The sequence below is a fragment of the Stenotrophomonas sp. YJH_SMC_105-26 genome, assembly GCF_059368915.1.
On record NZ_JCAFSD010000001.1, the window covers coordinates 370,226 to 389,916 of the forward strand.

A 19,691-nucleotide genomic window follows, 5' to 3' on the forward strand; every position below is an offset into this window, starting at 1 on the left:
GACAAACCGGACGGTTTCGGCACAGTGCACGCCTTCATGCCACGCCGTCCGGCACATCCCGGGTCGGCTTGGCAAGGCGCAGCCAGTTGGCTACACTGAAGCCCTGCCGTGGGGCCATAGCTCAGCTGGGAGAGCGCGTCGTTCGCAATGACGAGGTCAGGAGTTCGATCCTCCTTGGCTCCACCACTCATAAAGAAGACCCGCCGATCATCGCGATCTGCGGGTTTTTTCTTGCATCGATCACGAGTCAGGCAGGTTCCTGATCCCCGTCCTTGCGGCGTGGACCACGCGAATGCGTATCACGCACCTGCTGATCGCGCTGCCCCGGCCGCTGCTTTGCCACGTCCTCCTGCGCCCTGTCCTGACGGCTTTCCTGTACGCCCTGTTCCGGATCGCCAGGGTCTTTGTCGCGCTCGCTCATCGAAGTCTCCTGTGCCGGCGAAGGCCGATCAGGACTTCACGCTAGAGGCTGCGCAGTGATCCGCAGGTCAGGCCCGCGCGAACAGCGTGTGCAGTTCCGCTTGCCGCCGCAGCTCACGGCTCTGCAGAATCCGGACCAACATGCCCAGCCAGTCCGCGATGTCACCTCCCGCCCAGCACGCCGCGCGTACGCTGCCAATGCGCCTCGATCCAGCGGACGGCAGCATCCAGCTCGGCCACCTGACGACGTTGATCTGCCCCACCCTGTCACTGGAGGAGGCGCGCATCGCCTTCGCCACGCTGATGCATGGCGAGCGCGATGCCGGCACCGGCTATCACTGGCTCAGCCTGCACCGGGTCAGTCTGGGCGGTGCGCCCGCCGGCATCAGCCTGTGCTTCCACGGGCAACAGCTCGACATGGTGACGATCGGCGTCGATCTGCCGGGTGCGACACTGGAAGACGGCTGGCCGACCCAGGTCGCAATCGATGCCGAAGTCGCTTTCATGCGTCGCACCTTGGCCACGGCTCTGGGGCGCAAACTGGCAGGTGGCCGCGCCCGGTTCGAGTGGGGCGAGGCATGGGCCCGGTTCGACCCGAAAGGCTTCATGGCCAGCAGCGGTATCCGCTACACGCCGCGCTCGTGACGCCGCTCAGGTACGGGTGATCGACACTCCACCTTCAACACGCATCGCGGTACCGGTAACGAAACTGCTTTCATCGCTGGCCAGGAACAGCGCCGCGTTGGCGATCTCCTCCGGCTCGGCCATGCGCTTGAGTGCGTGCAGCGAGCGCACGAAGTCGCGGGCATCGCCGGTGGGTGCGGCCTGCCGGCCCATCTCGGTATCGGTACCGCCAGGCAGCAGCACGTTGCTGCGTACGCCACGCGCGCCGTACTCGGCGGCGATCACCTGGCTCAGGCCGATCAGTCCGGCCTTGCTCGACGCGTAGGCGGCCATACCCGGGAAGCCCACGGTATGGCCGACAAAGGTACCGACAAACACCAGCGAGCCACCCCCGCGTGCCAGCAATGCCGGCAACTGCGCGCGTGCGGCATGGAAGGCGGCGTCGAGATTGGTGGCCATCACCTCGCGCCACGCATCCGCCGGGAACTCTGCTGCCGGCACGCCGGGGCCGAGCATGCCGGCATTGTTGAGCGCGATGTCCAGGCCTCCGAATGACTGTTGGGCCAGATCCACCAGCGCCTGCGCCGTGCCCGGATCAGCCACATCGGCGGCATGCATCACCACCTCGCCGCCGGCGCCACGGATCTGCTCGGCCAGTGCGTGCAGCGGTTGCGGCCGCCGCGCATTGAGCACCAGTTTTGCCCCTTCGGCAGCAAAGCGCAGGGCGCTGGCACGACCAATGCCAGCGCTGGCACCGGTGATGAGGGCGATCTTGTTGTTCAGGCGCATGAGGGTGGTACCGGTTGTGGAGTGGCCGCCACGATGCCGCGCCTCCGGCCCACCAACACTCCGTTTCCGGGCCTCGCGGCCAGGTGCAGGAAACGGAGTTTCCGCAGAACCGGCACGTGCCAGAATCCGCCCATGGACAGCACCGCCACCACCGCCCTCGACGCCCGCGTCGAACGGGTCTGCCGCCATCTGCAGGCCAGCCTCGACGAGCCCTCGCTGCAGGAGCTGGCCGACATCGCCGGCTGCAGCCCGACGCGCCTGCATCGCCTGTTCAAACAGGCCACCGGGCTGACCCCCAAGCAGTACGCTGCCGCGCTGCGCGCCGACCGCCTGCGCACCGGGCTCGAACAGCAGGAGCGCATCACCGATGCCTTCCACGATGCCGGCTTCGGCTCCAGCGGGCGCTTCTACGAGAACGCACCGAAGTTGCTGGGCATGACTCCCAAGCAATGGCGCGCAGGTGGTCGCGGCGAAGTCATCCACTTCGCGCTTGCCGAAAGCTCACTGGGCAGCGTGCTGGTGGCCAGCAGCGGGACCGGCGTGGTCGCGATCCTGCTCGGCGACGATCCGGAGGCGCTGCTGCAGTCACTGCAGCAACGCTTCCGCCAGGCCGAACTGGTCGGTGCCGACCACGGCTATGAGCAACTGGTGGCACAGGTGGTGGGCCTGGTCGAGGATCCCTCGCGAGGCGCCACGCTGCCGCTGGATATCCGCGGCACCGCCTTCCAGCAGCGGGTATGGCAGGCACTGCAGCAGATTCCGCGCGGCCAGACCGCGTCGTATGCGGATATTGCCGCGCATATCGGTGCACCACGCTCGAGTCGTGCGGTGGCACGTGCCTGCGCGAGCAATCCATTGGCGGTAGCCGTGCCCTGCCACCGCGTGGTGCGCCGCGACGGTGACCTGTCCGGCTATGCCTGGGGCGTTGCGCGCAAGCGCGAACTGCTGCGCCGGGAAAAGGTCGCCAACGGCTGACGCCACCCGATAGCCGCCGACCTTGGTCGGCACACCCAGCTTCCGGTAGTGGCCGACCTTGGTCGGCACACCCACCAAGCACTCAATCCAGCTTCACCACCAGCTTGCCGAAGTTGCGACCCTGCAACAGCCCGAAGAACGCCTCCGGCGCCTTCTCCAGACCTTCCACCACATCCTCGCGGTACTGGATGCGGCCCTCGCGCAGCCACTGCGGCATCTCGCGTTCGAAGTCCGGCCACAGGTGGTTGAAGTCGTGCACGATGAAACCACGCACGGTCAAGCGCTGGCGCAGGATCTGGCTGAACAGTGACGGCAGCCGATCCGGGCCAGGCTGCTCGACGCCCCGCTCGTTGTAGGTCGCGATGGTGCCGCAGACCGGAATGCGGGCGAAGTCGTTGAGCAGCGGCAGCACCGCATCCAGCACATGGCCGCCGACATTCTCGAAGTACACGTCGATGCCCGCAGGCACTGCCGCGCGCAGTTGGTCCGCAAAATCAGCCACGCGATGATCCAGCGCCACGTCCACGCCCAGCGTCTGCAGATAGGCACGCTTGGCCTCGCCACCGGCGATGGCGACCACGCGCGCGCCCTGCAGCTTGGCCAGCTGCGCCACGGTCGCGCCCACCGGCCCGGTCGCGGCGGCTACCACCAACGTCTCGCCCGGCTTCAGACGGGCGATTTCATGCAGGCTGGAATAGGCGGTGAAACCGGGCATGCCATATACCCCCAGCGCCGTACTGAGCGGCAGCCCGGCCGGATCCAGACGACGCCCCAGCGCCTTGGCCGGCAGCACCGCGTGGGTCTGCCAGCCCCCCGGCGCCAGCACCAGCTCGCCTGCGGTTACGCCCTCGGCCTTGGATTGCAGCACCTCGGCCACGGTCTGGCCTTCCATCACCGCCCCTACCGCCACCGGCGCGGCATACGACGGGCCCTCGTCCATGCGTCCTCGCATGTACGGGTCCAACGAAAGGTAGCGGTTGCGCAGCAGCACTTCGCCCTCGGCCAGGGCCGGCAGCGCAACCTGTTCCAGGCGGAAATTGGCTGCACTTGGCGCCCCCTGCGGACGCGAGGCAAGCACGATGCGGGACGCGGTGGAGCAATCGGACATGGCCAGGTCTCTGCTGTTGCCAGCATCGGGAAAGGACTGCCGACACTACGCTGCGGCGATCCCCGATGGCGGCCACGAAAACAGCGTTCCATTGCCCGGACCCGCGCGGGTCCGGCGCACCCCTTGCCCTTGCAGCTTTGGCGAACGCGGCGACCTGCAGATTTCCACCGCAGACGACAATCGATGGGCCACGCCCCGCTCCACAACGGAGGATCAAGCACTTGCGAGCGCGCAGAGGGCAATGTGAAGAAATCTTGGCAAAACGCTTGCCGAAGGCAGCCGACCTCCGTAATATACGCGTCCTTGGCAGCGACCTCGCTGCAACGAAACATGTGGCCGAGTAGCTCAGTTGGTAGAGCAGGGGATTGAAAATCCCCGTGTCGGCGGTTCGATTCCGTCTTCGGCCACCACTTTCGAAGGCCTGCAGAAATGCGGGTCTTTTTTTTCCGGAAACCGCACTCACCGCGGTAGCGACACAATTTGGCCGAGTAGCTCAGTTGGTAGAGCAGGGGATTGAAAATCCCCGTGTCGGCGGTTCGATTCCGTCTTCGGCCACCATCTTCAGAGACCTGCAGAAATGCAGGTCTTTTTTTATTTGCGCTTCGCGCAAGCGGCGACCACCGTGGCCCGGTTGACGAAACATTTACACCGGCACGGGCCGCGGCACCTACGCTCCAGACTCCTGCCTGGAGCCTGCCGATGCATCTGCGCCCCGCCCTGCTCGCCTGCCTGCTGCTGGCCGCCTTCCCGGTGATCGCCACTGAACCGGTGCGCGCGGTCGAGCACCTGGACATTGATCGCTACGCGGGCCAATGGCACGAGATCGCGCATCTTCCAGTCTCGTTCCAGAAGCAGTGCGTGGGCGACATCACCGCCAACTATGGCCTGCGCCGCGACGGCCGCATCAGCGTCACCAATGCCTGCCGCAAGGGTGACGGCGAGCGCGTGGTCGCCGAAGGCGTGGCACGCCCGGTGGCCGGCCATCCCGGGCAACTGCAGGTGCGCTTCGTCCCCGACTGGCTGAGCTGGGCGCCCCTGGTCTGGGCCGACTACTGGGTGCTGGCGCTGGACCCGGACTATCAATGGGCCCTGGTCGGCGAACCCGGCCGCAAGTATCTGTGGATCCTCTCGCGCCTGCCGGAGATGGAGCGCGATCGGTTCGAACAGTTGAAAGCCAAGGCCGAGTCGATGGGGTACGACCTCGGGCCACTGCGCCTGATGGCCCCGCTGCGCGATCCCGCGGCCGACTGAACCGCTTCGCATCCGGCGCATCGTGCGCGCGCCATCCGGCGTTGTGCATGCCCGACCGCCATCTTCACGCGCTACCCTCTGCGGACGGGTCGCTCCGGGCGATCCATAAAACCATACGCCGTAGTATGCTTACCCCAACGCACCCCCTCCAGAGGACTTGCGCCCATGCTCCACCGCTTCCGTACCGCCTTGATCGTCCTGTGCACCCTCGCCCTTGTTGCCTGCAGCAACGGCATCGTCAAGCGTGTTTCGGAACCGGCGGCCAGCCTGCAGCAGCTGACCGTGCGTGCCGACGGCAACTGGACCGTGGCCCTGCGCCTGCAGAACTTCAGCTCGATGCCGATGACCTTCGATGATGTCTCACTGGCGCTGACCGTCGGCGACAGCGATGCCGGCACCCTGCAGGTCAAGCCCGGCATCTCCATCGGCGGCACCTCCGCCGACGTCATCAATGTCGACCTCGTGCCCAGCTCGACCGCGCGCCTGGTGGTGGCCGACGCGCTGGCCAGCAACCGCACCCTGGCCTACGCCCTGAAGGGAACGGTGGCGGCCACGCCGCAGGAAAAGAAGCAGCGCAGCTTCGACATCAGCAGCCGCAGCACCCTCAACCAGGCCCCCGGCCTGCCCGGCGTGCTGCGCTGAACCCGCCTTTCGTCGCGGCGCCCGGCGCCGCTCCCCTCTGCCCTGATCAAATCGAGACGTACCGATGAGCAGCTACACCGCCCCGCTTTCCGACCTCCGTTTCGCCCTGCACGACGTGCTCAAGGTCGAACCCCTGTTCGCCCGCCTGGGCTTCAGCGACGCCACCGCCGACGTGGTCGATGCCGTTCTGGAGGAAGCCGGCCGCTTCAGCGCCACCGTGCTGGCCCCGCTCAACAGCGTCGGCGACGAGATCGGCTGCGTACTCGACCAGGCCACCGGTGAAGTGACCACCCCGCCCGGGTTCAAGCAGGCCTACGACCAGTTCGTCGATGGCGGCTGGACCGGCCTGACCGCCTCGCCGGAGCTGGGCGGCCAGGGCCTGCCGCACACCCTGGGGGTGCCGCTCAACGAAATGATCAACGCCGCCAACCTGGCGTGGGGCAACTTCCCGCTGCTCTCGCACGGCGCCATCGAAGCGCTGAAGCAGCACGGCGAGGCGTGGCAGCACGACGCCTTCCTCAAGCCGCTGATCGAAGGCCGCTGGACCGGCACGATGTGCCTGACCGAGCCGCACTGCGGCACCGACCTGGGCCTGCTCAAGACCAAGGCCGAGCCGAACGCCGACGGCAGCTACTCGATCACCGGCACCAAGATCTTCATCACCGCCGGGGAGCACGACCTGACCGGGAACATCGTGCACCTGGTGCTGGCCAAGCTGCCCGACGCCCCTTCGGGCGCCAAGGGCATCTCGCTGTTCGTCACCCCGAAGTTCAAGGTCGACCGCGATGGCAACGTCGGCGAGCGCAATGCACTGCGCTGTGGCTCGATCGAACACAAGATGGGCATCAAGGGGTCGGTCACCTGCGTGATGAACTTCGATGGTGCGCAGGGTTACCTGGTCGGCCAGCCGCACAAGGGCCTGCAGGCCATGTTCACCATGATGAACACCGCGCGCCTGGGTGTCGGCCTGCAGGGCATCGGCCTGTCCGAGCGCGCCTACCAGAACGCACTGAAGTACAGCCGTGAGCGCCTGCAGTCGCGCGCCCTGAGCGGCGCCAGGTTCCCGGACAAGCCGGCCGACCCGATCCTGGTCCACCCGGACGTGCGTCGCATGCTGCTGACCGTGAAGTCGCTGGTCGAAGGCAGCCGCCTGCTGGCACTGCACGCCGCCACCCTGATCGACATCGCCCACCACGCCGAGGATGCCGCCGAGCGCGAGCGCGCCGACACCCTGGTGAGTTTCCTGACCCCGATCTCCAAGGCCTGCCAGACCGAATGGGGCATCGAGAACACCTACAACGCCCTGCAGTGCTTCGGTGGCCACGGCTACATCCGCGAGCACGGCATGGAGCAGCTGGCCCGCGATGCACGCATCACCACGCTGTATGAAGGCACCACCGGCATCCAGGCGCTGGACCTGATCGGCCGCAAGACCGCATCCAGCCAGGGCGCCGGCCTGAAGCTGATGCTGGCCGAGATCGAAGCCTTCGCCAAGGAACACGAGGGCAACGAAGCGCTGGCCGAGTTCATCGGCCCGCTGCGCGCCAAGGCCGCCGAATGGGGCAAGCTGACGATGGACGTGCTGCAGCGCGCGGCCGCCAATCCCGACGAACTGGGCGCGGCCAGCTACGACTACCTGTTCTATTCGGGTTACGTGGTGCTGGCCTACTGGTGGGCCCGCAGCGTCGCCGCCGCCGATGCCAGCGCGCACGGCGCCGCCTTCGCCCAGGGCAAGCGCGAGACCGCACGGTTCTACTTCGCCCGCGTGCTGCCGCGCACCCTCAGCCACGCCGCCGCGATCCAGGCCGGCGCCGCGCCGCTGATGGCCATGGACGACGAGCGCTTCGGCGCCTGAGCCGGGCTTCGCCCGGCACCCGCGGTAGTGCCGGCCGCTGGCCGGCAACCGCAATAGCAACAGCTGGATCCCGGTGGATGGCGGGGCGGTGTGGGCTGGCAGGACACGCCGTAAACCCCGCTCCGCGGTCCGGCCCAGCCGCTGGCGACTGTGCCTTCGGGCGCTTGCGAAGCAGTGCTTCGCAAGCAAAGCGCCCTCACCCCTGGGGGCTCGATGGCGCCCTCCATGGCGCCAACGGTCCTGCCAACCCACACCGCCCCGCCTCTGACAGTTCCCCGCGATCTGCGTAGATCCACGCCACGCGTGGATGGAAACCACCGAAATCCATCTGGGGAAAAGCCCCCCTTTGTTAAGGGGGGCGCACCGACAGGTGCGGGGGATAGGAGGAATGCGCGGACCTGAATCATTGCGATTTGGGTTTCGCCCTCCGGGCGATACCCAAATCGCAATGATTCAGGTATAAGCTGTTCTCCCGATGGAGACAGACACTACACGCTTGGGTCTGATCGAAGCCGGAGCTCCGTTTTCTGCTCCGGGCGCCGAAGCATCGCCCAACGCCACGACGCTGCATCGCCCCGGTTCGGTCCGGCTGCTCTCGCTTGATGCCCACGGACGCGTACTGGACTGGATCACCTGGCAGGATGCGGCCTGCCTCTACGCCCGCGAGGCGGTGGCCTGGACGCTCGGCGACCCCTGCCTGCACATCCACGGCGGCACCAACCGCTTCAGCGGCCTGCAGAGCGGCATGGACCTGCACCCGATCATCGCCGCCCGCGGCCACGCCCGCTCCCGTGCGATCGACCCGACGCCGAACCTGACCAACCAGGCCCTTTTCGCCCGCGACGCCCATCTGTGCATGTACTGCGGCCAGCAGTTCAGCCGCCCCACGCTCACCCGCGATCACGTCATGCCGCTGTCCAAGGGCGGCCTGGACTGCTGGGAAAACGTGGTCACCGCCTGCTTCCACTGCAATTCGCGCAAGAGCGACCGCACCCCGCAGCAGGCCGGCATGCCCCTGCTGGCAGTGCCCTACCGGCCCAGCTGGATCGAGCACCTGATCCTGTCCAACCGCAACATCCTGGCCGACCAGATGGCCTTCCTGAAGGCGCAATTGCCCAAGCGCTCGAAACTGAGCACCTGAACGCCTGAAAATGCAACCCTCACCGTCCTGTCACGGACGGCGGCGTTTGCTTGCCCCACCCCCGTTTGAGGGCGAAAATGGGCGTTCAGAAAAAGTGCGAACATGATGATCGACTCTGCCCGCTATCCCCGCCTCGCGCGCATCCAGACGCCGGATGACCTGCGCACGTTCGACGAATCCGAATTGAGGGCGGTTGCCGACGAACTGCGCGCCTACCTCATTGAATCGGTGGGCAAGAGTGGCGGCCACTTCGCCGCCGGCCTGGGCGTGATCGAGCTCACCGTGGCCCTGCACTACCTGTACCAGACACCGCACGACCAGCTGGTCTGGGACGTCGGCCATCAGACTTACCCGCACAAGATCCTGACCGGCCGCCGCGACGAGATCCACACCGTCAAGCAGAAGGACGGCATCGCGCCGTTCCCGAAGCGCGAGGAAAGCGAGTACGACACTTTTGGTGTCGGCCACTCCTCGACCTCGATCTCGGCCGCACTGGGCATGGCCATCGCCCGCCAGTCCGAAGGCGACGACCGCAAGATCGTGGCGGTGATCGGTGACGGCGCGATGACCGCCGGCATGGCGTTCGAAGCGCTGATGCACGCTGGCGGCATGGAGCCGGAGCCGAACCTGCTGGTGATCCTCAACGACAACAACATGTCGATCTCCGAGGCCGTGGGCGGCCTGACCAAGATGCTGGGCCGCGCCACCGGCAGCCGCACGCTCAACGCGCTGCGCGAAGGCGGCAAGAAGATTCTCGGTGACAAGAAGAACAATCCGGCACGCTTCGTGAAACGCTGGGAAGAACACTGGAAGGGCATGTTCGTGCCTTCCACGATGTTTGAGGAAATGGGCTTCCACTACACCGGCCCGATCGACGGCCACGACATGCCCGCCCTGCTGTCCACGCTGAAGACGCTGCGCGCCTCCAAGGGCCCGAAGCTGCTGCATGTGATGACCACCAAGGGCAAGGGTTACGAGCCGGCCGAGGGCGACCAGATCGGTTACCACGCCGTGGGCCCGTTCGATCCGGACAAGGGCCTGGTGGCCAAGGCCGGGGCCAAGAAGCCGACCTACACCGATGTATTCAGCGACTGGCTGTGCGATGCCGCCGCCGCCGAGCCGCGCCTGTACGGCATCACCCCGGCGATGCGCGAAGGCTCCGGCCTGGTGCGTTTCAGCAAGGAATACCCGCAGCGCTATTTCGACGTGGCGATTGCCGAACAGCATGCGGTCACCCTCGCCGCCGGCATGGCCACACAGGGTGGCAAGCCGGTGGTGGCGATCTACTCGACCTTCCTGCAGCGCGCGTACGACCAGCTGGTACATGACGTGGCCATCCAGGACCTGGACGTGCTGTTCGCGATTGACCGCGCCGGCGTGGTCGGCCCGGACGGTGCGACCCATGCCGGCAACCTCGACCTGAGCTTCCTGCGCTGCGTGCCGAACCTGGTGGTGATGGCACCGTCCAACGAAGCCGAGTGCCGGCAGATGCTCAGCACCGGCCTGCAGCACCCGGGCCCGGCCGCCGTGCGCTACCCGCGCGGTACCGGCACCGGCGTTGCAGCCGGCACCGACCTGTCGACCCTGCCGATCGGCAAGGGCGAACTGCGCCTGCAGGGCAGCCGCATTGCCCTACTCGCCTTCGGCAGCACCGTGGCCGCCGCCGAGCAGGTCGGCCGCGAACTGGGCCTGAGCGTGGTCAACATGCGTTTCATCAAGCCGCTGGACCGCGAGCTGGTGCTGGCTGTCGCCGCCCAGCACGAGGGCCTGGTGACGATCGAAGACAACGTGGTGGCCGGTGGCGCCGGCTCCGGTGTTGGTGAACTGCTCAATGCCGAAGGCGTGCTGCGTCCGATCCTGCACCTGGGGCTGCCCGACAGCTACCAGCACCATGCCAGCCGCGAAGACCTGCTGGCCGAAGCCGGCATCGACGCCGCCGGCATCCGCGCTGCTGTGCTCAAGCGCTGGCCGCAGCTCGCCGCAGGTACCCCGCCGCTCAGCGCGGCAGGCTGAGGCCGATCACCACCCGGTAGATCCACACAGGGCGCAATGGGCGCGGACAGCGTCCGCACCCTCCAGGCTTGAAACGCGTAGATCCACGCCATGCGTGGATGATGGAATTCCGGGTGCCTGCCTTGGCAGGCACCCGCGCTCAGCCGTAACTGACCGCTTCGACGAACGCGCCGCTGGCTTCCACGCGCACGGCCGCACGCTGACCGGTGTCGACAAAGTGCAGGCGGGCCAGAGTCTCGGCGAAGTCGTAGGCGCGGGCGCCATCGCGGAACTCGATCGGCTCCGGCCGGTCCGGATGCAGCACGCGCCACTGGCGCTGTTCGCATTGCAGGCGGATCAACATGCAGCTCACTCCTTGAGACAGCGTATCGACGGCGGCGGGATGCCCATGCCGGTTATGGCACACGGCACCGCTGGAATTCAGGGCACGCAACGTGCCCTGATCGCAGACAATACGGCGTTCAAAATGTGAGCTGTATCAGATTATTCTGATTTTCATGGGCTGAACCCGTAAAGGTCAGTTCACCTGGAACTGCGCCCGGCAGCCATCACTCACCCAGATGCCGCGGCGATCCCAGCCCCAGCTCTGGCCTTCGATGCAGGCGCTGCGTGAGTCCTGGCGGATCAGCCGCACACCCCGGCGGATGCGCGCATCGCAGTACTCCTGCCGATGTCCATTGGAATGGCAGGTGACCACATCGCCGCCGCCCCATCCGTTGCCATTGCCATTGCCCCAGCCGCCACCATTGCCACCCCAGCCGCCACCGCGGCGGTATTCACCGACGAATTCGGCACGGCACCCCTGCGTGACCCAGACGCCGTTGCGCGACTGGCCCCAGGTCTCACCTTCCACACAGGGCGAACCGGACAACTGGCGGATCAACCGCGCGCGGCCGTCCAGGCGGCACTCATTGCTGCGATTCTTGACCGACTCGCAGCGCACGATACCACTGCCATCGCGGCCACCATAGCGGTCGTCGTCATAGCCGTAGCCATAGCTCTGCGCCTGGGCGCCGCCGGCCGCCGCCAGCATCGGCAACAGGGTGCAGGTCAGGGCGCGCCAAGTGAGTGCCTTGCCCATCGAGATCTCCAGATGAATACGATGGCGCAAGCATCCGGGATTCACGGCCCGGCGCACAGAGGGGAGCGCAACGGCAGTTTTTCCCCATTCAAACAACGCAACCGGACCTGACTGGACCGCCGTGAGCTCATGGCCCCCCGTTTGCTGCCCCACTGGCCATGCCACCGGCATTGCCCAGGCGTTCCTCGAACGCATAGGCGAACAGCTCGGCATCATTGCTGATGCCCAGTTTCCTCATCGCCGAAATGCGTTGCCGGCTGATGATACTGACGGTGCGCCGCAGCTGCCCGGCGATCTCTGTGATCGAAGGCCCCGACACATACAGCCGCAGAACTTCCAGCTCCTTGGGCGACAGTACTGAAAGCGATCGCTCACGCCCGGAGTCCTGCAGGCAGGGCGCCAGCTCGGGGTCCAGGTAGATCCCGCCACTCAGCACGGCATCGACCGCCTTGCGAACGCCATCCACGCCACTGCTTTTGCACACCAGTCCCCGCACACCCGTGCGCATGGCCATGTTCAAGGTCGTGGCATTGGTGACCATCGTGACCAGGATCACCGGCACCTTGGGGTAATTGCGACTCAACGCCTGCAGCATCGACTGGCCATCCGAGCGCCCCCCAGTGGGCATCGAGAAATCAGTCACCACCAGATCAACGACTTCTTCGGCCAGGATCGACATAAGGCTTTCTGCACACCGCGCCTCTGCCACCACGCGATGGCACCCACCAGCCTCGATCACGATGCGCGTACCAAGCAGGATCAGAGGATGGTCGTCCGCGATGGCAATTCGAGTGAGCATGCTGATTACCCGTAAATAGTCACGCCGCAATGCGCAGCAAAAACCCTAGTAATCATTCCGGGCAACGTCAACTTAACAATGATCCACTGCAATTGATTTCATTCAAGCAGAATCGCCAGCCCGTTTCCATTATTTGCATTCGCGATCATAAACAAACGCCGCGCGTGAAATTTCCCAATAGTTTCATTCCAGAAATCCGGAAAGGCCGCTTACATATCCATCTCCGATTACTCGCTGCGCTGGACACCCCATGGTCCGATTCCGTCGTCAATCGTTTGAGGATCTGCAAGGACCACTTGAACCAACGCCGCTGGCACCGGCAACACTGCCGACGGCAGCATTGCCGTTCGTACAGCAGTTGCGCCTGCACCTAGCAAGCGACAGCACGCCGTCACGGCGGCCGGCCCATGCCGCGATCATCCACGGCGAGGCCACGGTGTGCTGGCTGGATGCCAGGAACGACCGGATGATGACCACTGCGCCAGCGCCGATCACCCTGACGCTGCTGCAGAGGCTGTTGCGCGATGAGGATCCCCCGCTGAGTCTGGTGCCGGTGACCCAGGATGTGTTCATGCAGCGCGCGACAGTGTCCAGCAACATCCCGCTACGCCCGACCCTGTGGAACGTCGGCCTGTCCACGGCTGATCACAACGCGCCGATGCCTACCCTGCACGAGAGCGCGAAGCTGCGCCTTCGTCGCTGGCCGGATTTCCGCATCCTGGCCCATCGGCCGGATCATTTCCGGCTGTGCGCGCTGCTGATCAAGCAAGGCGCATCCGTGCAGGCGTGCTGCGACCTCCTCGACCTGCCGCGCCGTACCGTGCAGTCGTTCTTCAATGCGGCGTTTCTCACCGCCTATGCCTTTCCCGTCGTAGGCGAGGACGCACCCGTGCGCCCCTCGCCCACCGATGGCCTCGTCAACCTGTGGCGACAACTTCGCATCCGCTGGAGTGCATGACCGTGCGTGAGCACAAGATCGTAGTGATGGGCCCACTTGGCGCGGGCAAGTCCACCCTCGTGCAGACCCTGACCCGGGGCAAGGCCGTAGTGACCGAGGCCCGCAATACCGACCCTGCCGTGGGCAAGCAGTACACCACCGTAGCCATGGACTATGGCGACATCGACCTGCCGGGTGGCGACCGCCTGCGCCTGTATGGATCGCCCGGACAGGAGCGCTTCTCGTACATCTGGCCGATCCTGCTGGCCGGTGCCGAAGGCGCCATCGTCCTGATCGATGGCAGCGCCAGCAAGGACAGTACGCTGGCGGGGCAGCACCTGAAGGCCATCGCAGACAACGCGCCGGGCCTGCCCGTGGTCATCGGTTTCACCCGGTGCGGCAGCACCGATGACCCGGTACAGCCGCACTGGCAGGACTGGTTGCAGGACCACGCACCGCACCTGCCGGCGTTGCCGCTGGACCCACGCGACATGGCGCAGGCCATCACCACGATGGATCTGCTGATGAGCCAGATCGAATGCAATGCCATGGCGGCCGCCCATGAATGACATCGGCCACGCTTCGGCACTGAATGCCCTGGCACGCGACGTCACCGGCATCCAGGCCCTCGTCGTTGCCAGCACCGATGGTTTTGCACTGGCCCAGGCCGGCCCGCAAGGCCATGTCGCCGATCGTCTGGCCGCGATGACCAGTTCGATGCTCGGCCTGGCCAGCGCGCTGGGCCGCGAACTGCACTTTGGCGAACTCGACACACTCATCCTCGATGCCGCCAACGGCAAGGTTCTGATGCTTGCCATTCCCGGAGCACAGCCCCGCCTATTGATGACCGCATGCGACCACAGCTGTGTCATCGGCAACGTGCTGTGGCATGCCAAGCAGTGCGTGCGTGCCCTGGCCGACAACCCGAACTGATGCATGCCTCTCTCACTGATCAGACGGCTCTTCAACTCCTCACACCCGCAACGGACCACTGAAATGAATATCGCCATCAACAAATGCCTGGACACGCTCATGCAGATCAACGGCGCACAAGCCGTTGCCCTGGTCGATTACGAAAGCGGCATGCTGCTGGGTGAAGCCGGCTCAGGCGTGGACATGGAACTGGCGGCCGCTGGAAACACCGAGGTGCTGCGCGCCAAGATGAAAACGGCCGAAGCGCTCAAACTCAACGACAACATCGAAGACATGCTGATCACCCTGGGTCGTGCGTACCACGTGCTGCGCCCGGTGTCGGCCAAGAAGGGCCTGTTCTTCTATGTGGTGCTGGATCGGCAGAAGGCCAATCTTGCTCTCGCCCGGCGCATGGTGCTGGACGTGGAAAGCTCGCTGGCGCTGTAGCGCACGACAACGATAGCCAGGGGATGCGAATGCCGGGGCTGCTCTGGGGAGAGCGGCCCCGGCCTGTGGTTGCACCGCGCGCCCTTCTCGACAACGGGAGCCGCCCTCCATGCGCCCTCGATCAACCACACAGGCGGCACGTCGCCCCCGCCACTACCGGCCCTGGGCGTCGGTCTGCATCGTCGCCGGACTGACAGCCGTCTACGCGCTACTGTTGTGCGCGCCCTCGGCAGATGACGCTACCGGCCGCACCCGGCCGCGCGACGCGGCCAGCGTGCTGGGCGGCGCCATCGCCGCCGTGGAAAGCAGTTACGCCAGAGGTGATCTCACCGTGACCAACCAGCACCTGGGTCTGCCTGCCAGCGCCGCGCATTGCGCGCACCTGCGCGCCGCGCTCCCCGACACCGGCCGCGCAGTGCTGACCTGTGATCTGCGCCAGGACGGCCGCCTGCAATGGTGGCGAACCCCTGCCGGAGAATGGCGATGCAATGCGGGCATGGCCGATGTGCAGGCAGTGCCTGTGCCATGCCCAACGCAATTGCGGCGCACTTTCTGATTATTCGCAAAACAGTCGCGCTGCCATTCAACACGTTCAACTTTACCAGTTCTTGAATATACCCACTGCCGTGCACGTGATTTCCTATGACTGCGCCACGAATGCTTGTTTCGGGGCCAGACCAACGAAACCACCACGCCACAGAGGATTGTCATGAATACCGAAATCGGCCGTACACGCCACGCAGGCAAAAGCGCATCCCGGCAGAAGGGCTTTTCCCTTATTGAACTCATGGTGGTGGTGGCGATCATCGGTATTCTGGGGATGATTGCCCTGCCGCAGTATCAGCGGTTCTCGGCCAAGGCAAAGCTGGCCGCTGCCCTCGCAGAAGTCGCCGGTGGAAAAGTCGGCGTTGAATCACTCCTCGCCGAAGGCAGCACGATCACCTCGCCGGAATCGATTGGCTTGCCCGAGTCAAGCTCCCGCTGTACCTGGATTACGGTGACAAGCGATGTCACGAATGGAGCTACGAGCATCAACTGCGAGCTCAAGAGCGACGCTGCAATCGGCAGTGGCAGCCTGACCCTGGATCGCGACTGGCAGGGAGCCTGGCTCTGCAAGGGCGACATTCCGGACCGGAGCCTCCTTCCCCAGGCCTGCATGAACTGATCGCACGCGTAAGCCCCTACATAGATCGCCGGGCCTGTATCCAGTTGCGCGCGTCTCTCCCATTGTGTGCGCCGGCCGCGATTCAAAGTTGATTTCCTCATGGAGGATCCTATGAAAAATAAAATCTCAAGAGCCGGCCACGCGGTGAGGCGTACACATCGGCAACGAGGGTTTTCTCTGGTCGAACTCATGGTGGTCGTAGCCATCATTGCAGTTCTTTCCCTGATCGCAGTTCCGCAATACAAGAAGTTCTCTACCAAAGCCAAGCTGGCGGCGGCGTTGGCCGAACTGGCCGGTGGGAAGGCGGGAGTGGAGGCTTGGTTGGCCGAAGGAGGTGATCTCCTTGGCTCAGACAACCGCAAGCTGGGCCTGCCGGAGAGCAGCGAGCGCTGTGAAACCATCACGACGAGAATTGGTCCAGATGGCGACCTGGAAATCGATTGCCTGCTGCGGTTCGATACCGGCTACAACGTGGGGACATGGCGAAACAACCTGATGCTGATCAGGGATTCGGGCAGCCATGAATGGCGCTGCTGGACTGCCATCCCCTATTACGACCTCCTGCCCAAAGGCTGTGGCCCCGGCAATCCATAGCCTGCCATGCAGATACTTCAAGCTGTTCACGCTTTGCCGCTCCAGTCAGGCAGTGGCGCCTGCGAAAGCCGGCCGTCCCCCCTCCCCTCCCTCGTCATCGCCGATGCAAACCCCTGGATCCGACGCGAACTGATACGCAGACTCCGGCCCCATCTGGACGGCAGAACCCTCGGCGAAGCGCGCTCGCCCGCAGAGGTTCTGACCCAGATCGCCAGCCCGCGCTGCAACGTACTGATCATCGATCCCTGCATGCCGACTGTGGGCCAGGCCGACGGCATGCCCCTGCTGCGCCGCATCTGCTGCCTGCGCGGGGATCTGCTCATCCTCGTGCTGGTCCAACAGCCCTTGCGCGTACTGCAGGATCGCGCCCTGCCGGCACAGATCGGTCATGTCTATGCCAAAACGGTGAATCCATCGTGGCTGTGCCATGTCGTAAGCCAGGCACTGCGCGGGGGATCCTCCGGCGTTACGCCACCGGCGCAGGACGCAAACCGGTAACCGGCCCGGAGGCGGTCGCCATCGCCTCGAAATGCACGGCATCCACGCTACTGCCCAGCGCCTCCACGCGCACCGTGCTGCCCTGGCCGGTCCGGCGATGGTGGGCGCTGGCCAGGCCAACCGCGGCATCGAACGCTGCGGCCCCGGAGTTGAATGCTTCGGCGACGCCTGCGGCCGGATCCAACAGGGACCACTGCGCGGCACTGCACTTGACGGTAATGACCATGGGACGCTCCTTCTGGGATAGGCGCAGGGGGCACCAGAGCCTCTGCTGATGCCGTCACCCTAGCCATGCCATCAGGGTGGTCCCATCAGAAAAGTACGAAAAGTCCGCGCCAATGCGTCAGAACCCCACCCTCATCACATCCCTGAGTCCGTTTAGCTCGTTCATTCCGTGATCCTTGTCACGGAGTCAGCTGGGCTTCACACTACCATCATCAACAGGGGCCCCTTCCACATGCGCACCTTCTTCTCGCACCAGCGTTCGACGTTGCTGAAGTTCTATTTCGTGGCCAGCTATCTGATTCTGATCGAAGAGTTGGTCCGCGCCGCCGTGCACTGAGCGCTTGCTGACGGGCTATTTGCGACAGAATATGTTGCTTTACGCACGGAGCTCGCGCATGAAGGTGCTTCTTCTGATTCCAGCGCTGCTGGTTCTGGCCGCATGCGCGAGCCCGGACAATGCAGCCCCGCGTGCCGACGGCAAGCCTTCGACCACCATGCCCAAGGTAGGCGGCGATCGCGACGCGCACGGCTGCATCGGCTCGGCCGGCTACCAGTGGTGCGAACACAGCCAGCGCTGCGAGCGGCCCTGGGAGCTGGCACAGGCACACGGCCTGGCCAACAGCGCCGAGGCCATCGACGCGTACTGCGCCACGCCCGCCAGCCCGGCGCGCAAGTGAGCACGACCCGTCATGGCTGAGCTGAGTCCCCTGCCCGACCTCGCCCGTGGCCGGTATCGCCACTTCAAGGGCGGCGAATACGAAGTGATCGACATCGTCCGCAGCAGCGAGACGCTGGAACCATTGGTGCTGTACCGCGCACTCTACGGCGAAGGTGGCCTGTGGGTACGCCCCTACCCGATGTTCGTCGAGCAGGTCCCAGGCAAACACGGCCCGCAGGCGCGTTTCGCACGCATCGACGATTGATCCGGCTCTCACCGGGCGGTGGCCGATGGTCGCGCCGGTGACGCGATCCGGCTGCGCTACAATCATACCGTCCAGTCGGTTTCTTCCCATCATGTCCTCGCCCCCTCCCCGCTCGCGGCGCAAAGCGCCCGACAGCGTGCGCCAGTCATTGCTGCACGCCACCATTGCCGTGATTGGCCAGCACGGGCTGGCGGCACTGACCGTGCAGGATGTCGCGCGCGTGGCCGGGGTCAGCAAGGGCGCGTTGTTCCACCATTTCAGCAGCAAGCAGGCACTGGTCGATGAAGCCATCGGCGCACTCATCGGCGAATTCGAGGCGCGTGTGCGCGCGCTCCTGCAGGACGGCACGCCCGGCCACGGCTGCTTCAGCCGCGCCTATGTGCGGGCCAACTTCGAGCACCTGCTGCAGCAGGAACAGGACAACGACATCGGCCTGACCCTGGGCAACCTGATGGAGCCGGCCCTGCTGGCGCACTGGCGCGACTGGAAGCGCGCGATGCTGGCCGAGTTCCCCGGCGAAGCCGGCGATCCGCGCCTGTACGCGGCACGCTGCGCGGCCGATGGCTATTGGGCCACCGCCTATGGTCGGCCGCTGGACGAAGCAGAGCGCCTCAATGCGCTGGCGATGGCCGAGCAGGCCCTCAAGCTGTGCGACCCGCAGTGACCCGGAGCCCGCGATGAACCCCTATATCTACCTGGCCGCCGCCATCGTGCTGGAAGTGATTGCCACGTCGCTGCTGAAGGCCTCGGACGGCATGAGCCGGCTGTGGCCGACACTGGGCGCGCTGGTCGGCTACGGGCTGTGCTTCTACCTGCTGTCGGTCACCATGAAGTCGGTGCCGACCGGCATCGCCTATGCGATCTGGTCCGGCGTCGGCATCGTGCTGATCTCGCTGATCGGCCTGGTGGTGTTCAAGCAGCGGCTGGATGCAGCTGCGCTGGCCGGCATCGGGCTGATCTGCGCCGGCGTGCTGGTGATCAACCTGTTCTCGCGCAGCAGCGCGCACTGAACACGCTGCTGCGCGACAGGTGCTAGCTGACCTTCTTCGCCACGCTCATGCCGATCAGGAACAGCACCACGGCAATGATGATGCCGGCCCAGAACAGGAACTTGGCGATGCCCACAGCGGCACCGGCGATGCCGCCGAAGCCCAGCACGCCGGCGATGATGCCGATGATGGCGAAAATGATGGCCCACTTGATCATGTCAGTCCTTACCCCGCAGGGAACGCAAACGGTGTGATCAGGCTAGGCCGCAGCCGATGCGGCAATCGTGAAAAGGCCGCGTGTGC

General features: G+C 65.5%; 27 protein-coding genes and 3 tRNA genes. 21 read left to right on the plus strand and 9 right to left on the minus strand.

The features are described 5' to 3' along the window. Positions 1-110 precede the first annotated feature (110 nt). A tRNA-Ala gene (locus tag AC5P7F_RS01810) sits at positions 111-186 on the plus strand. A gap of 61 nt (positions 187-247) precedes the next feature. Here AC5P7F_RS01810 and AC5P7F_RS01815 read toward each other — a convergent pair. After that, a complete protein-coding gene (locus AC5P7F_RS01815; protein WP_180834959.1) occupies positions 248-421 on the minus strand; it encodes a hypothetical protein in 174 nt (57 codons plus the stop codon). A 158-nt stretch (positions 422-579) separates the two neighbouring features. Here AC5P7F_RS01815 and AC5P7F_RS01820 point away from each other — a divergent pair, with 158 nt between their 5' ends. Continuing rightward, positions 580-1,065, plus strand: coding sequence for a hypothetical protein (locus AC5P7F_RS01820; RefSeq protein WP_075076317.1), 486 nt, complete (start codon positions 580-582; stop codon positions 1,063-1,065). A 6-nt stretch (positions 1,066-1,071) separates the two neighbouring features. Here the strand turns inward: AC5P7F_RS01820 and AC5P7F_RS01825 are convergent, their stop codons facing one another. Further along, the gene (locus AC5P7F_RS01825; RefSeq protein WP_014647822.1) at positions 1,072-1,833 is read right to left on the minus strand and encodes an SDR family oxidoreductase; all 762 of its coding nucleotides are present in this window, start codon (positions 1,831-1,833) and stop codon (positions 1,072-1,074) included. Positions 1,834-1,965: 132 nt separating this feature from the next. Here AC5P7F_RS01825 and AC5P7F_RS01830 point away from each other — a divergent pair, with 132 nt between their 5' ends. Further along, positions 1,966-2,808 carry a bifunctional transcriptional activator/DNA repair enzyme AdaA gene (locus AC5P7F_RS01830; RefSeq protein WP_049408320.1) on the plus strand — a complete coding sequence of 281 codons (843 nt, stop codon included), beginning with the start codon at positions 1,966-1,968 and terminating at the stop codon, positions 2,806-2,808. 82 nt (positions 2,809-2,890) lie between these two features. On the opposite strand, the gene curA is transcribed toward AC5P7F_RS01830, so the two are convergent. After that, entirely contained in the window at positions 2,891-3,916 is a 1,026-nt protein-coding gene (gene curA / locus AC5P7F_RS01835) for an NADPH-dependent curcumin/dihydrocurcumin reductase (RefSeq protein ID WP_046431768.1), read from the minus strand. A gap of 334 nt (positions 3,917-4,250) precedes the next feature. Here curA and AC5P7F_RS01840 point away from each other — a divergent pair. From AC5P7F_RS01840 to dxs, 7 genes are all read left to right on the plus strand, one after another. Then, positions 4,251-4,326, plus strand: a tRNA-Phe gene (locus AC5P7F_RS01840). A 72-nt stretch (positions 4,327-4,398) separates the two neighbouring features. Then, positions 4,399-4,474, plus strand: a tRNA-Phe gene (locus tag AC5P7F_RS01845). Between the two features lie 141 nt (positions 4,475-4,615). Beyond that, positions 4,616-5,167: a lipocalin family protein gene (locus tag AC5P7F_RS01850; protein WP_049405026.1), complete on the plus strand. Its 552-nt coding sequence runs from the start codon at positions 4,616-4,618 to the stop codon at positions 5,165-5,167. A 165-nt stretch (positions 5,168-5,332) separates the two neighbouring features. Next, positions 5,333-5,809 (plus strand): LEA/WHy family protein, encoded by a 477-nt coding sequence (locus tag AC5P7F_RS01855; RefSeq protein ID WP_014647826.1) that lies wholly within the window; start codon positions 5,333-5,335, stop codon positions 5,807-5,809. A gap of 64 nt (positions 5,810-5,873) precedes the next feature. Further along, entirely contained in the window at positions 5,874-7,664 is a 1,791-nt protein-coding gene (locus AC5P7F_RS01860; RefSeq protein ID WP_164077954.1) for an acyl-CoA dehydrogenase C-terminal domain-containing protein, read from the plus strand. Positions 7,665-8,139: 475 nt separating this feature from the next. After that, positions 8,140-8,805 (plus strand): HNH endonuclease, encoded by a 666-nt coding sequence (locus tag AC5P7F_RS01865; protein ID WP_032956174.1) that lies wholly within the window; start codon positions 8,140-8,142, stop codon positions 8,803-8,805. Between the two features lie 105 nt (positions 8,806-8,910). Further along, complete coding sequence (gene dxs, locus AC5P7F_RS01870; RefSeq protein WP_032956193.1) at positions 8,911-10,818, plus strand: 1-deoxy-D-xylulose-5-phosphate synthase; 1,908 nt, start codon at positions 8,911-8,913, stop codon at positions 10,816-10,818. Between the two features lie 139 nt (positions 10,819-10,957). On the opposite strand, the gene AC5P7F_RS01875 is transcribed toward dxs, so the two are convergent. From AC5P7F_RS01875 to AC5P7F_RS01885, 3 genes are all read right to left on the minus strand, one after another. Continuing rightward, positions 10,958-11,161: a hypothetical protein gene (locus AC5P7F_RS01875; RefSeq protein ID WP_005417823.1), complete on the minus strand. Its 204-nt coding sequence runs from the start codon at positions 11,159-11,161 to the stop codon at positions 10,958-10,960. Positions 11,162-11,335: 174 nt separating this feature from the next. Then, positions 11,336-11,899: a DUF3011 domain-containing protein gene (locus AC5P7F_RS01880; RefSeq protein WP_495204128.1), complete on the minus strand. Its 564-nt coding sequence runs from the start codon at positions 11,897-11,899 to the stop codon at positions 11,336-11,338. Positions 11,900-12,026: 127 nt separating this feature from the next. Beyond that, positions 12,027-12,698 carry a response regulator gene (locus tag AC5P7F_RS01885; RefSeq protein WP_495204129.1) on the minus strand — a complete coding sequence of 224 codons (672 nt, stop codon included), beginning with the start codon at positions 12,696-12,698 and terminating at the stop codon, positions 12,027-12,029. Positions 12,699-13,038: 340 nt separating this feature from the next. Here AC5P7F_RS01885 and AC5P7F_RS01890 point away from each other — a divergent pair, with 340 nt between their 5' ends. From AC5P7F_RS01890 to AC5P7F_RS01920, 7 genes are all read left to right on the plus strand, one after another. After that, positions 13,039-13,656: a hypothetical protein gene (locus AC5P7F_RS01890; RefSeq protein ID WP_014647832.1), complete on the plus strand. Its 618-nt coding sequence runs from the start codon at positions 13,039-13,041 to the stop codon at positions 13,654-13,656. Beyond that, a complete protein-coding gene (locus AC5P7F_RS01895; RefSeq protein ID WP_164077552.1) occupies positions 13,653-14,204 on the plus strand; it encodes a GTP-binding protein in 552 nt (183 codons plus the stop codon). The genes AC5P7F_RS01890 and AC5P7F_RS01895 overlap by 4 nt, the downstream gene beginning before the upstream one ends. Then, positions 14,197-14,568 (plus strand): roadblock/LC7 domain-containing protein, encoded by a 372-nt coding sequence (locus AC5P7F_RS01900; protein WP_164077551.1) that lies wholly within the window; start codon positions 14,197-14,199, stop codon positions 14,566-14,568. Before AC5P7F_RS01895 ends, AC5P7F_RS01900 begins: the two co-directional genes overlap by 8 nt. 63 nt (positions 14,569-14,631) lie before the next feature. Continuing rightward, the gene (locus tag AC5P7F_RS01905) at positions 14,632-14,994 is read left to right on the plus strand and encodes a hypothetical protein (protein ID WP_041863646.1); all 363 of its coding nucleotides are present in this window, start codon (positions 14,632-14,634) and stop codon (positions 14,992-14,994) included. A 109-nt stretch (positions 14,995-15,103) separates the two neighbouring features. After that, a complete protein-coding gene (locus tag AC5P7F_RS01910; RefSeq protein WP_164077550.1) occupies positions 15,104-15,550 on the plus strand; it encodes a pilin in 447 nt (148 codons plus the stop codon). Between the two features lie 153 nt (positions 15,551-15,703). Continuing rightward, positions 15,704-16,159, plus strand: a complete 456-nt coding sequence (locus AC5P7F_RS01915; RefSeq protein WP_164077549.1) for a pilin — start codon at positions 15,704-15,706, stop codon at positions 16,157-16,159. Positions 16,160-16,270: 111 nt separating this feature from the next. Further along, the gene (locus tag AC5P7F_RS01920; RefSeq protein ID WP_481462487.1) at positions 16,271-16,753 is read left to right on the plus strand and encodes a pilin; all 483 of its coding nucleotides are present in this window, start codon (positions 16,271-16,273) and stop codon (positions 16,751-16,753) included. A 45-nt stretch (positions 16,754-16,798) separates the two neighbouring features. Here the strand turns inward: AC5P7F_RS01920 and AC5P7F_RS01925 are convergent, their stop codons facing one another. Both AC5P7F_RS01925 and AC5P7F_RS01930 read right to left on the minus strand, forming a co-directional pair. After that, positions 16,799-17,143 carry a hypothetical protein gene (locus AC5P7F_RS01925; protein ID WP_414616454.1) on the minus strand — a complete coding sequence of 115 codons (345 nt, stop codon included), beginning with the start codon at positions 17,141-17,143 and terminating at the stop codon, positions 16,799-16,801. 76 nt (positions 17,144-17,219) lie between these two features. Beyond that, positions 17,220-17,477: a hypothetical protein gene (locus AC5P7F_RS01930; protein ID WP_061478083.1), complete on the minus strand. Its 258-nt coding sequence runs from the start codon at positions 17,475-17,477 to the stop codon at positions 17,220-17,222. Between the two features lie 394 nt (positions 17,478-17,871). Here AC5P7F_RS01930 and AC5P7F_RS01935 point away from each other — a divergent pair, with 394 nt between their 5' ends. The 4 genes from AC5P7F_RS01935 to AC5P7F_RS01950 all read left to right on the plus strand — a co-directional run bounded on the left by AC5P7F_RS01935 (position 17,872) and on the right by AC5P7F_RS01950 (position 19,409). Next, positions 17,872-18,153 carry a hypothetical protein gene (locus tag AC5P7F_RS01935; protein WP_014647838.1) on the plus strand — a complete coding sequence of 94 codons (282 nt, stop codon included), beginning with the start codon at positions 17,872-17,874 and terminating at the stop codon, positions 18,151-18,153. 12 nt (positions 18,154-18,165) lie between these two features. Further along, positions 18,166-18,399: a DUF1653 domain-containing protein gene (locus AC5P7F_RS01940; protein WP_014647839.1), complete on the plus strand. Its 234-nt coding sequence runs from the start codon at positions 18,166-18,168 to the stop codon at positions 18,397-18,399. A 91-nt stretch (positions 18,400-18,490) separates the two neighbouring features. Next, complete coding sequence (locus tag AC5P7F_RS01945) at positions 18,491-19,063, plus strand: TetR/AcrR family transcriptional regulator (protein ID WP_046431777.1); 573 nt, start codon at positions 18,491-18,493, stop codon at positions 19,061-19,063. A 13-nt stretch (positions 19,064-19,076) separates the two neighbouring features. Beyond that, on the plus strand, positions 19,077-19,409 hold the full coding sequence (locus AC5P7F_RS01950) for an SMR family transporter (RefSeq protein WP_164077547.1): 333 nt from the start codon (positions 19,077-19,079) through the stop codon (positions 19,407-19,409). Between the two features lie 22 nt (positions 19,410-19,431). Here AC5P7F_RS01950 and AC5P7F_RS01955 read toward each other — a convergent pair whose 3' ends face one another. Continuing rightward, positions 19,432-19,605 (minus strand): DUF1328 domain-containing protein, encoded by a 174-nt coding sequence (locus AC5P7F_RS01955; RefSeq protein WP_005417836.1) that lies wholly within the window; start codon positions 19,603-19,605, stop codon positions 19,432-19,434. Positions 19,606-19,691: the final 86 nt, after the last annotated feature.